Below are 11,511 nucleotides of genomic sequence, written 5' to 3' on the forward strand. Positions count from 1 at the left end.
TGACTCAGCTCCCCCACTACAGCTGCCGACAGACGCGTGCCGTATCCTCCTCGAAATGCCTCAATTCCGCCTGGTGCCGGTAGGCCAGTGGTATCCGCCAGTCCTCGGCACACCCGGTCATCCCATCCCATGACTCGTCCGAGCCGTTATAGGGCGCCCGCGCCAGCCGGTGCCATAGTGCCGCCACGTTAGTGCACCACATAACAACAAGAGGTAAGCCGTATGTCCGTTTCCAGACGCTCCGTAGAAGATGCGCCGCTCAACGGGTTCCACCGCAAACTGACGGTCTATTCCGCTGGCGGGCCTTTTCTCGATGGCTACGTACTTAGCATCATCGGCGTCGCCATGCTGCAAATTACCAATGCCTTGCAGCTGTCGGCCCTGTGGGAAGGGCTGATCGCCGCGTCAGCATTGATTGGTGTCTTCCTGGGTGGTTTTCTCGGTGGCTGGTTCACTGACAAGTACGGGCGCAAGGTCCTGTACCTGATCGACCTGGTCGCCATCGTCGGTTTTTCAGTGGCGCAGTTCTGGGTCGAGTCGGCCTGGGCCCTGTTCGCCTGGCGGTTGCTGATCGGTATCGCGGTCGGTGCCGACTACCCGATCGCCACGTCGTTGCTGGCCGAGTTCCTGCCACGCAAGCAACGTGGGCCGTTGCTGGCGGCCATGGTGCTGATGTGGTTTGCCGGTGCCGCCGTGGCCTACATGGTCGGCGAACTGCTGCTGCGCGTGGGCGGTGAAGACGGTTGGCGCTATGTATTGGCCAGCGCCCTGATACCCGGTGCGCTGTTCCTGGTTGCCCGCAGTGGCACACCAGAATCGCCTCGCTGGCTGCTGAGCAAAGGCCGAACCGCCGAAGCCGACGCCGTGATCAAGAAAGTCTACGGCCCGGACTACTCCATTGCTGACCTGCCAGAGCAGAGCAGCGACAAACCGGTGTCGGTGTGGTCGCTGTTCCACTCCGGTTACGGCAAGCGCATGGCCTTTGTCACCCTGTTCTGGACCTGCGCGATCGTGCCACTGTTCGCCATCTACTCGTTCGCCCCCAAAGTGCTGCAGGCACTGCAACTGACAGGCGACTGGGCGGCCTTTGGCTCCATCGCCATCACCTTGCTGTTCACCCTGGGCTGCCTGGTGGCCACCAAACTGATCAACCGCCTGGGCCGGCGCAACATGCTGATCCACAGCTTCCTCTGGTCGGGTATGTCGCTGGTGCTGCTGGGGGTGTTCCCGGATGCCTCGCCAACCACCGTACTGGTGCTGTTCGGCGCCTATGCCGTGCTGATCGGCGGCGCCCAGGTGCTTGAATACGTCTACCCCAACGAGCTGTTCCCCACCGAAATCCGTGCGTCAGCGGTGGGCCTGGCCACTTCGTTGTCACGCATCGGCGCGGCCGTGGGCACGTACCTGGTGCCGATATCCCTGGCCTCCTACGGCATTGCCAACACCATGTTCGCTGCCGCCCTGATCTCGCTGTTCGGCGCCCTGATTTCCTGGTGGCTCGCCCCCGAGACCAGCAAGCTCGACCTGCAGCAAGCCGCGGCGCTTGGTAACCCCACCCGCACCTCTACCGCTGCCAAACCCGCTGTTCGTAAAGCCTGAAGGGGCCTTTTCGTGAACCAAGTACTGACTGTCGTGCGCAATGCCCCTCTCGCGTCGCTGGGTGCCCCTGCCCCGGCCCGCCTGCCGATCGGTGAACCCGTCGCCCAGGCAGCCACCGCCCAGGACCAGACCGACGAAGCCGTCGGCGCCAGCATCGGCGTATGGGAAAGCGGCCCGGGCGTGTTCCGCCGGCACCTGAAAAACCGTGAGTTCAGCCACATTGTCAGCGGCTGGTGCACCTTCACCCCCGACGGTGGCGAGCCGGTAGAGCTGCGCGCCGGCGACGCAGTGCTGTTTCCGGAGAACTGCGAGGGTGTCTGGGACATTCGCGAAACCCTGCGCAAGACTTACGTACTGTTCTAAGGAACAAATGGATGATCGAACGTATCAGCCCCGGCAAACGGACCAGCCGGATGGGGATGCAGGCCATCGGCCAGCTCTGATACCCACGCGCTCCTACCGCTGACCGCGATAACTTGTTAGAGCTCCGGGTCCAACCCCGCCTTGTCGCCATGCCAGTCAAACCGCTCCACTTCATGCCTGCGCTTGCGGAAGCTGTACGGCGTCTCGCCATACTGCTTGCGAAACCACAGGATGAAGTGCGACGCATCGGAAAACCCGCACGCCAACGCAATGGTGGTGATGTTCTGGCTGGTGTTCACCAGCAACCGCCGGGCATGGTCCAGGCGCAACTTGCGCCAGTAGTTGGCCGGCGGCTCCTGAGTATTAGCCACAAATTCACGGTGCAACTGCCGGGGGTGGGTGCCCACCGCTTCAGCCACGGCCTTGAGCGTCATCGAGGCATCCAGGTTGGCGCGCATGAAGCTGATCGCCCGCTGCACGCGGTCGTTCTGGTACACGCATTCGCTGGCCGTCTTCTCCTGCTCTTCGGCGCGCTCATCCACCAGCAGGTATTCCAGCCCCTTCTGCGCCCGCACTGCGCCGCAATGCCGGCGGATCAGGTTGGCCGCCAGGTCAATGGCCGTGCCGCCCGGGCAAGTGATGATGCCGCGGTCGTCCACGTAGCTCTTGTCGATCACCGCCGTGGCCAGTGGAAAACGCTCCTTGAACTCGTCACGCAAGGTGAAATGCAGCGCACAGCGCCGGCCATCGAGCAGCCCGGCTTTGCCAAGCACGAACGACCCCGAGCACAAGGCGATTATCGGGATATTCGCCGCATGCACCTCACGCAGCGCATCCAGCAGCCAGGCCGGCGGGTTGCGGGTTTCGTCCAGCAGGCCACCGGCCAGCACCACATAGTCGTACTGGGCAAACAGGTTGAGCGGCTTGGTCGGCGAAATGGGCATGCCGCAACTGGCGGTGATCGGCTGGTCGTCCAGCGTCATCCAGTCCCACTGGCACAACACCTGCTGGCTGCGGAATGACTTGTCCGCAGCAAAGCGCAGCGAGTCCACCAACCCCGCCACCGGCACCAGGGTGAAGTGGTTCATCAGCACGAAGCCTACCCGTAGTTCGGGCTTGACCTGCGCAGTGATGGCGTGGGCTTGTACCGGTTGTTCTTGTTGTTCGGCAAACATGGACGCTGGCCTCGTTACATCGGTAATGGTGCCATTCTAAAGCGCGCCCTGCGTCCGTCATATCATATGCATCCCCACAAATAGGAAATCCGTGACAAAAGGCGGCGCCGTTCTATCAATTGTCATGGCTGTAATATCAGCCCCCAGCCCCGGCTGAGCATCATGTAGGCACAAGACAAACATGCTCAGAGGCACCCCTCATGTACCGTGGATTCTGGTATGCCCAGGCGCTGGACCTGGACAACGACCTGGCCCCTGCCCTGCAGGACTCGATTCAAGCCGACGTGTGCATCGTCGGCGGTGGCTTCCTTGGCTTGTGGTCGGCCATCCGCCTGAAACAGGCGCACCCGGAAAAAACCATCGTCATCGTCGAGCGCGACCGCTGCGGCTCGGGGGCCAGCGGGCGCAACGGTGGCGTGGCCACCAACTGGTGGGGCAAGTACCTGTCGGTGCGCACCATCTGCGGTGATGTCGAAGCGCGGCGCATCTGCGAAGCCGCCGAGTCGGCCATCGACGAGATCGGCAGCTTCTGCCAGGAGCACGGCATCGACGCCCAGTACCGCAAGGACGGCTGGCTGTGGACGGCCACCAACCAGCGGCAGATGAACTCCTGGCGCGTGCTCACCGACGGCCTGCAGAAACTCGACGTAAACCCGTTCCAGGAACTGGACCGCCAGACCATTCGCGGGCGCGTCGGCTCGCCACTGGTGCTGGGTGGCATCTTCGACCCCAACGCGGCCACTGTGCAGCCCGCCATGCTGGCCCGCGGCCTGCGCCGCGTGGCACTGAAACTGGGCGTGCAGATTTTCGAGAAATCGCCGTTCACTCACCTGCAGCGCGGCAAGCACCCTGTGGTGCACACCGCCAAAGGCCATGTAAAAGCCAACCACGTGGTGCTGGCGCTCAACGCCTGGGGCGCGCAATTTCCCGAGCTGCGCCGGATGATCGCGATCATGTCCAGCGACATGGTTGCCACCGCGCCGGTCAAGGCCAAGCTCGACGCCATCGGTTTCAGCGGCGGCGAATGCATGACCGACTCGCGCACCGTGCTCAACTACTGGCGCAACACCCCTGAAGGGCGCGTGGTGTTCGGCAAGCCGCTGGGCCAGTTCGCCTATGCCGGACGCATCGGCGACCTGTATGAAAAACCCTCGCCGGCCGCCGACAAGGTCGCTGCCGAACTGCGCCGCCTGTACCCGCAGTTGCAGGATGTACCGGTGGTCAGCAGTTGGACCGGGCCGATTGACCGGGCCATGAAGGGCCTGCCCAACTTCGGCTACCTCGACCATCACCAGACCGTCAGCTACGGCATCGGTTTTTCCGGCAACGGCGTGGCCACCACCGTGTTTGCCAGCCGCATCATCAAGTCCTTGGCCACCCATGCCAACGACGAGTGGACCAACTGTGGCCTGGTCAACCAGAAGATGAAGCTGCTGCCGCCAGAGCCGTTGCGCTTCTTTGGCGCGCATCTGGTTCGCGATGCACTGGTGCGCAAGGAATCGCTGGAAGACCACGACCAGGATGCCGGCTTCATCACCCGCCAGCTTGTGGGCATGGCGCCCGCCGGTTACGTGCCCGCGCAGAAAAAATAAGGACAAGACCGTGAGCGAACATATCGTCTTCCTTGACGACGAAGGCCTGGCGCCTTCCACCCGCCTCAAGCGCCCCGACTGCGATCACACCTGGCAGCAGTACGCCTACACCCACCCCGACCAGATGCTTGAGCACCTGAAAGACGCGACGGTGGCGCTGACCTGCAGCGTACCCCTGCGCGAAGAGCACCTGCGCCAGCTGCCCAGGCTGAAGATGATCTCGCTGGCCCTGACCGGCCGCGACATCGTCGATGTCGACTACTGCGAAGCCCACGGCATCGAAGTGTCGAGCGTACCGGGCTATGCCGCCAACACCGTGGCCGAGCACAGCCTGGCGATGATCCTTGAGCTGTTCCGCCGCCCGGCCGCGTTCACCCGCCTGATGCGCCAGGTGCATGCCGGCGACAAGCCGTACCAGAACATCTACTTCAACCACCGCATCCGCGATGTGCGCGACAAGCAGTTGGCAATCATCGGCAGCGGCCCGATTGCCCTGCGCCTGGCACACCTGGCGCGGGCATTCGGCATGCAGGTGCTGTTCGAAGACCGCAGCGGCAAGCGCCAGGGCGCCGATTGCCGGCCGCTGGCCGAGCTGCTGAAAAGCTGCGACGTGCTGTCGATCAATTGCCCGCTCACGCCAGAAACCCACAACCTCATTGATGCCGGGCAGCTGGCATTGATGAAGCCCGATGCCATCGTGGTCAACACCGGCCGCGGCGGCGTGGTCAACGAAGCGGCGCTGATTCAGGCGCTGCAACAGCGGCGCCTGGGCGGTGTGGCGCTGGATGTAGTGGAAGTGGAGCCGCTGCACCCCAGCAACCCGTTGTTCGAACTGATCGACCGCGACGACTTCCTGCTCAACCCGCACATCGCCTGGAGCAGCGAAGACGCCATGCAGCAGCTGATGGACAGCGCCGTGGACAACATCAGCGACTTCGTCGCCCGCCAGGTTTCTGAGAAAAGGACTCGCACTGCATGACCCTTGTCACCAAAAACCGCTACGTCGATGGCGCCTTCGTGTTCTTTACCCGGGTGAAGACCACCTACCAGTTGGCCTGACCCTACCTCGGGGGCCGCGCGGCGGCCCCGACAATCTCCAGCCAGCAAAGGGAACTACCCGCCCCCCCGGCCCTCTTAAACACTGAGTGGTTTATTTCCCTGTGCTTCACGCTATTGGAGAACTCGACATGCGCCACCTACTCCTCGCCCCTGCGCTGCTGCTCCTGCTGCCTGCCGGTGCTGCCCTGGCCCGCGTCGATGCGGGCGACGTCGCCACCTCGGCCGGTGTTTCCGCTTCGCTGTATTCGACCTTCAAGGACGACAAACGGATCATCCCGGCGCGTGACGAGCTTTCGGCTTTCGTCGCCAGCGGCGGTGCAATCCGTGGCGCCTATGTAGAGTCGGCGCTGGAACAGGCGCGCAAGGACCATCCTGGGCTGCAGGCCAATGATGAAGAGCTGGCCAGGGCTATTCTTTCCCAGGATGACCGCATAGCCGATCATTGATGCAATCCTGTGCCAGCCCTTTCGCGGGCAAGCCCGCGCAAGGGCTGGCACAGGCAGCATCACCCCCAACCATCCATGCGCATGGTTGCCCGCACCAAACGCTGCTCTTCCTGTTCGATCTCCCGCAAACTGTCGCGTATCCCGTTGATATGCTCACGCGCCGCCCGCTGCGCCTGCTCCGGCAGTTGCTCCATCACCGCGTGATACAGCCGCGCATGCTGCCGATCAATCTGGCGTTTCTGCGCAGGGCGGCAATACAGGTTGTTGACCGACGCAAACACCGTGCTCAAGGTCAGGTCACTGAGCGATTGCAGGGTATGTACCAGCACCGGGTTGTGCGACGCCTCGCTGATAGCCCGGTGGAAGGCATGGTCACGGCGGGCGTGCTCACGGGCGTCCAGCGCCTCTACCGCCTCGTGGGCCGCCAGCATTTCTTCATAACGCCGGCGAATCAGCAAGCGGTCGACCTCGGTGGCGCGTAACGCCGCCAGCCGCGCCGACTCGGCCTCCAGCAACGCCCGCACCTCCAGCAGGTCGAACAGCGTGCGTGGCTGCGAGCTGAACAGGTGCATCAACGGTGTGGTACCCGCCTGCCCCGTCAGGTCGGCAACGAACGAGCCTCGCCCCTGCTCGGTGTCGATGATGCCGCGCCCACGCAAAATGCGTAGCCCTTCGCGCAGGGCCGAGCGTGAACAACCCAGCTTCTCTACCAACCGCCGCTCCGAAGGCAGGGCCTGGCCCACCTTCAGCACGCCGTCGACGATCAGTCGCTCCACCCGCTCGGCCACCTGGTCGGCGACCTTGGCCTTGCCATCAGTAACCACTGCGCACCCTCCTGCTGGTAGGACCAGTTAGACAACGTGCTCCAATCTAGCCGGGTAAACCCATCAATAACCAGTAGACCGAAGAAAAACTGGTAGGACCAGTGCCTGCCATGCTCGACCACTGCTGCTGGCACGCGCAGGCTGCAACGGTGACCGCTTTGCCAACAACAACAAAAACCGTTGCCGAGTGAGCCGATGAATATCCTGTACGACGAACGCGTCGATGGCGCGCTGCCCGCCGTGGACCAGGCAGAGCTGCTGCAGGCACTGCGAAGTGCCCTGCCGGACCTCGATATCCTGCACCGCGAAGAAGACCTCAAACCTTACGAATGCGATGGCCTGTCGGCCTATCGCACGGTACCGCTGCTGGTAGTACTGCCCGAGCGCCTGGAGCAGGTGCAGACGCTGCTCAAGCTGTGCCACCAGCGCCACGTACCGGTGGTCGCCCGTGGCGCCGGCACCGGCCTGTCGGGCGGTGCCCTACCGCTGGCCAAGGGTATCCTGCTGGTGATGGCGCGCTTCAACCGCATCCTGGAGGTCAACCCGCAGGGCCGCTACGCCCGTGTGCAGCCCGGCGTACGTAACCTGGCCATCTCCCAGGCTGCCGCACCCCATGGTATGTACTACGCACCAGACCCCTCCTCGCAAATTGCCTGCTCCATCGGTGGCAACGTCGCCGAGAACGCAGGTGGCGTGCACTGCCTGAAGTACGGCCTGACCGTGCACAACCTGCTCAAGGTGGACATTCTCACGGTCGAAGGTGAACACCTGACCTTGGGCAGCGATGCCCTGGACAGCCCCGGCTTCGACTTGCTGGCGCTGTTCACCGGTTCTGAAGGCATGCTCGGCATCGTCACCGAAGTTACCGTGAAACTGCTGCCCAAACCTCAGGTGGCGCGGGTGCTGCTGGCCAGTTTCGACAGTGTCGAAGACGCTGGCCGGGCGGTGGCCGAAATCATCGCTGCCGGCATCATTCCAGGCGGCCTGGAGATGATGGACAACCTGGCAATCCGCGCCGCCGAAGACTTCATCCACGCCGGCTACCCCGTGGACGCGGCGGCCATCCTGTTGTGCGAACTGGATGGCGTGGAGGCCGATGTGCACGACGACTGCGAACGGGTGGCCGCCGTGCTGACCCAAGCCGGCGCCCGCGAGGTACGGCTGGCCTGCGACGAGGCCGAGCGGGTGCGTTTTTGGGCCGGGCGCAAGAACGCCTTCCCGGCGGTGGGGCGCATCTCCCCGGACTACTACTGCATGGACGGCACCATCCCACGCCGCGAACTGCCGCGGGTGCTCAAGGGCATCAGTGACCTGTCCAGCGAATACGGCCTGCGCGTGGCCAACGTGTTCCACGCCGGCGACGGTAACATGCACCCGTTGATCCTGTTCGATGCCAACCTGCCCGGCGAGCTGGAGCGGGCCGAAGCCATCGGCGGCAAGATCCTCGAACTGTGCGTGGCGGTGGGCGGCAGCATTACCGGCGAGCACGGCGTAGGCCGCGAAAAAATCAACCAGATGTGCGCGCAGTTCAACAGCGATGAAATCACCTTGTTCCACGCGGTCAAGGCCGCCTTCGACCCCCAGGGCCTGCTCAACCCCGGCAAGAACATTCCCACCTTGCACCGCTGCGCCGAGTTCGGCGCCATGCACGTGCACCACGGCCAACTGCCGTTCCCCGACCTGGAGCGCTTCTGATGAGCATGAACCGCGACATCAGCCAGGCCCTGCTGGAGCAGGTCAACCAGGCCTTGAACCAGGGCACGCCACTGCGTATCCAGGGCAGCAACAGTAAGGCCATGCTCGGCAACCCGGTGGCCGGCGAAGTACTCGACACCCGCAGCCACCGTGGCATCGTCAGTTACGACCCGACCGAACTGGTGCTCACCGCCCGGGCAGGCACACCGCTGCGCGACATAGAAGCAGCCCTGCACGAGGCTGGCCAGATGCTGCCCTGCGAACCCCCGCACCTGGGCCCCGAGGCCACTTTGGGCGGCATGGTCGCGACGGGCCTGGCCGGCCCCAGGCGGCCGTGGGCCGGGTCGGTACGTGACTACGTGCTCGGCACGCGGGTGATCACCGGTCACGGCAAACTGCTGCGCTTTGGTGGCGAGGTGATGAAGAACGTGGCCGGTTACGATGTATCTCGGCTGATGGCGGGCAGCTTTGGTTGCCTGGGGTTGTTGACGGAGGTGTCCCTGAAAGTGCTGCCTCGGCCGCGCGAATGCCTGAGCCTGCGCCTGCCGATGGGCTGCCACCTGGCATTGGAAGCGCTGGCCGAGTGGGGGCAGCAGCCACTGCCGATCAGCGCCGCCTGCCATGACGGCGACGCGCTGTACCTGCGCCTGGAAGGCGGTGAAGGCTCGGTGCAGTCGGCACGTCAGCGCCTGGGCGGCGATACCCTCGACAGCGGTTTCTGGAGCGACCTGCGCGAACAGCGCCTGGCGTTCTTCAACGACCCTGCGCCGCTCTGGCGCTTGTCACTGCCCAACGCCACCGGCGAGCTGCACCTGCCCGGCCGGCAACTGATCGACTGGGGGGGGGCCCAGCGCTGGCTGAAATCCAGCGCACCGGCGCAGGCAATTCGCGACCACGTCGCCAAGGTGGGTGGCCACGCCACCTGCTACGCCCCCGGTGCAGCCAGCAGCCCGCCCCTGCCCGCCGCATTGATGCGTTACCACCGCGCCCTCAAGCAGCAGCTCGACCCCCAGGGGGTATTCAACCCTGGCCGCCTGTACCCGGACCTGTGAGGCCAGACCATGCAAACCAACCTGAGCGAAACATCCCGCCAGCTGGCCCGCGCCGACGAAGCCGAAAGCATCCTGCGGTCCTGCGTGCACTGTGGTTTCTGCACCGCCACCTGCCCCACCTACCAGCTGCTGGGCGATGAACTGGACGGTCCGCGCGGGCGTATCTACCTGATCAAGCAAATGCTCGAAGGCGAGCCGGTAACCGCCAGCACCCAACTGCACCTGGACCGCTGCCTGACCTGCCGCAACTGCGAAACCACCTGCCCATCCGGGGTCAAGTACCACGACCTGCTGGACATCGGCCGCGCCGTGGTCGAACAGCAGGTACCACGCCCGCTTGGCCAGCGCCTGCTGCGCCAGGGCCTGCGCGCGGTGGTGCCGCGCCCGGCACTGTTCAAGGCCCTGACCCGCGGCGGCCAAGCCCTGCGCCCGCTGTTGCCGGCCACGCTCAAGCGCAAGCTGCCGGCGCGGATGACCCCACCCGGCCAGCGCCCGGCACCGCGCCATGTACGCCGGGTGCTGATGCTGGAAGGCTGCGTGCAGCCGGCACTGTCGCCCAATACCAATGCCGCCGCCGCACGCCTGCTGGACCGCCTGGGCATCAGCATCGAACCCATCCACCAAGCCGGCTGCTGTGGCGCGGTGGACTACCACCTCAATGCCCAGGAGCAAGGCCTGCAACGTGCACGGCGCAATATCGACGCTTGGTGGCCGGCCATCGAAGCAGGCGCCGAGGCCATCGTGCAAACCGCCAGCGGCTGCGGCGCGTTCGTGCGCGACTATGGCCACCTGCTGGAGCACGACCCGCGCTACGCAGCCAAAGCAGCAAGGGTCAGCGCCCTGTCCCGCGATCTGGTAGAAGTATTGCGCGATGAGCCGGTCGAGCAACTGGGCCTGTGCGCCGAACAACGCCTGGCCTTCCATTGCCCCTGTACGCTGCAACACGCCCTGAAACTGGGGGGCGCGGTAGAGGCGCTGCTGACGCGCCTGGGCTTTACCCTGACCCCGGTGCCGGACGGCCACCTGTGCTGCGGCTCGGCTGGCACCTATTCGCTGACCCAGCCAGCGCTATCGCTGCAACTGCGTGACAACCGCCTCAACGCACTGGAAAGCGGCAAACCGCAAGTCATCGCCACCGCCAACATCGGCTGCCAGGCCCACCTCGACGGGGCCGGGCGCACGCCAGTACGGCACTGGATCGAAATCGTCGAAGCAGCCTTGAACCCGGAGACCCCTCATGCATAGCAAGTTCGTTATCGGCCAGGCCGAAGTCGCCCGTGTGCTGACCGCCGCCCGCCAGGAAGCCCTGGCCCAACACTGGAACGTGACCATCGCCGTGGTCGACGACGGTGGCCATCCCCTGGCCTTGGAGCGCATGGATGGTTGTGCGCCGGCCAGTGCCTACATTGCCGTGGAAAAAGCCCGGACTTCCGCGCTGGGGCGCAAGGAAACACGGGATTACGAGGAAATGGTCAACGGTGGCCGTACCGCATTCGTCACCGCACCGCTGCTGACCAGCCTGGAAGGTGGCGTGCCATTGCGGGTGGATGGCCAGGTGGTGGGTGCCATTGGCGTGTCCGGGGTCAAGTCCGAACAGGACGCCCAGGTGGCCAAGGCTGGGGCTGCTGCCCTGTAAATTCTGTACCGGCCTCTTCGCGGGCTTGCCCGCTCCCACCGGCATCGCACAGGTCTGAATCCCTGCACAG

11 protein-coding genes are annotated in these 11,511 nt (G+C 64.6%); 9 read left to right on the plus strand and 2 right to left on the minus strand.

Annotation, left to right across the window (positions count from 1 at the left end):
• Window positions 1–222: 222 nt before the first annotated feature.
• Together SB765_RS04915 and SB765_RS04920 are read left to right on the plus strand one after the other, a co-directional pair.
• Window positions 223–1,599 carry an MFS transporter gene (locus SB765_RS04915; RefSeq protein WP_410910182.1) on the plus strand — a complete coding sequence of 459 codons (1,377 nt, stop codon included), beginning with the start codon at window positions 223–225 and terminating at the stop codon, window positions 1,597–1,599.
• A 12-nt stretch (window positions 1,600–1,611) separates the two neighbouring features.
• The gene (locus SB765_RS04920; RefSeq protein WP_341798385.1) at window positions 1,612–1,962 is read left to right on the plus strand and encodes a cupin domain-containing protein; all 351 of its coding nucleotides are present in this window, start codon (window positions 1,612–1,614) and stop codon (window positions 1,960–1,962) included.
• A 116-nt stretch (window positions 1,963–2,078) separates the two neighbouring features.
• Here the strand turns inward: SB765_RS04920 and SB765_RS04925 are convergent, their stop codons facing one another.
• On the minus strand, window positions 2,079–3,137 hold the full coding sequence (locus SB765_RS04925; RefSeq protein WP_341798384.1) for a GlxA family transcriptional regulator: 1,059 nt from the start codon (window positions 3,135–3,137) through the stop codon (window positions 2,079–2,081).
• Between the two features lie 200 nt (window positions 3,138–3,337).
• On the opposite strand from SB765_RS04925, the gene SB765_RS04930 reads away from it, so the two are divergent.
• From SB765_RS04930 to SB765_RS04940, 3 genes are all read left to right on the plus strand, one after another.
• Complete coding sequence (locus SB765_RS04930) at window positions 3,338–4,729, plus strand: NAD(P)/FAD-dependent oxidoreductase (RefSeq protein WP_410931023.1); 1,392 nt, start codon at window positions 3,338–3,340, stop codon at window positions 4,727–4,729.
• Between the two features lie 10 nt (window positions 4,730–4,739).
• Window positions 4,740–5,708, plus strand: coding sequence for an NAD(P)-dependent oxidoreductase (locus SB765_RS04935; RefSeq protein ID WP_341798382.1), 969 nt, complete (start codon window positions 4,740–4,742; stop codon window positions 5,706–5,708).
• A gap of 208 nt (window positions 5,709–5,916) precedes the next feature.
• Window positions 5,917–6,234, plus strand: coding sequence for a DUF2388 domain-containing protein (locus SB765_RS04940; RefSeq protein WP_016487609.1), 318 nt, complete (start codon window positions 5,917–5,919; stop codon window positions 6,232–6,234).
• A gap of 59 nt (window positions 6,235–6,293) precedes the next feature.
• Here SB765_RS04940 and glcC read toward each other — a convergent pair whose 3' ends face one another.
• Window positions 6,294–7,058, minus strand: coding sequence for a transcriptional regulator GlcC (gene glcC / locus SB765_RS04945; RefSeq protein ID WP_410931024.1), 765 nt, complete (start codon window positions 7,056–7,058; stop codon window positions 6,294–6,296).
• Window positions 7,059–7,253: 195 nt separating this feature from the next.
• Here glcC and glcD point away from each other — a divergent pair, with 195 nt between their 5' ends.
• From glcD to SB765_RS04965, 4 genes are read left to right on the plus strand one after another with little or no spacing between them, the layout of a single operon-like run.
• Window positions 7,254–8,753, plus strand: coding sequence for a glycolate oxidase subunit GlcD (gene glcD, locus SB765_RS04950; protein ID WP_410910181.1), 1,500 nt, complete (start codon window positions 7,254–7,256; stop codon window positions 8,751–8,753).
• Window positions 8,753–9,805, plus strand: coding sequence for a glycolate oxidase subunit GlcE (glcE, locus tag SB765_RS04955; RefSeq protein ID WP_410910180.1), 1,053 nt, complete (start codon window positions 8,753–8,755; stop codon window positions 9,803–9,805). The genes glcD and glcE overlap by 1 nt, the downstream gene beginning before the upstream one ends.
• Before the next feature lie 9 nt (window positions 9,806–9,814).
• Window positions 9,815–11,050 carry a glycolate oxidase subunit GlcF gene (gene glcF / locus SB765_RS04960; protein ID WP_341798379.1) on the plus strand — a complete coding sequence of 412 codons (1,236 nt, stop codon included), beginning with the start codon at window positions 9,815–9,817 and terminating at the stop codon, window positions 11,048–11,050.
• Entirely contained in the window at window positions 11,043–11,441 is a 399-nt protein-coding gene (locus SB765_RS04965; RefSeq protein WP_016499132.1) for a heme-binding protein, read from the plus strand. Before glcF ends, SB765_RS04965 begins: the two co-directional genes overlap by 8 nt.
• Window positions 11,442–11,511 lie beyond the last annotated feature (70 nt).

The organism is Pseudomonas sp. SIMBA_067, from assembly GCF_046534675.1.
Classification (GTDB): Bacteria; Pseudomonadota; Gammaproteobacteria; order Pseudomonadales; family Pseudomonadaceae; genus Aquipseudomonas; species Aquipseudomonas putida.

Coding starts and splice junctions, on each gene's coding strand:
- SB765_RS04915 (WP_410910182.1), top strand. CDS start 223: ATGTCCGTTTCCAGACGCTCCGTAGAAGATGCGCCGCTCAACGGGTTC.
- SB765_RS04930 (WP_410931023.1), top strand. CDS start 3,338: ATGTACCGTGGATTCTGGTATGCCCAGGCGCTGGACCTGGACAACGAC.
- glcF (WP_341798379.1), top strand. CDS start 9,815: ATGCAAACCAACCTGAGCGAAACATCCCGCCAGCTGGCCCGCGCCGAC.
- SB765_RS04965 (WP_016499132.1), top strand. CDS start 11,043: ATGCATAGCAAGTTCGTTATCGGCCAGGCCGAAGTCGCCCGTGTGCTG.
- glcD (WP_410910181.1), top strand. CDS start 7,254: ATGAATATCCTGTACGACGAACGCGTCGATGGCGCGCTGCCCGCCGTG.
- glcE (WP_410910180.1), top strand. CDS start 8,753: ATGAGCATGAACCGCGACATCAGCCAGGCCCTGCTGGAGCAGGTCAAC.
- SB765_RS04925 (WP_341798384.1), bottom strand. CDS start 3,137: ATGTTTGCCGAACAACAAGAACAACCGGTACAAGCCCACGCCATCACT.
- SB765_RS04940 (WP_016487609.1), top strand. CDS start 5,917: ATGCGCCACCTACTCCTCGCCCCTGCGCTGCTGCTCCTGCTGCCTGCC.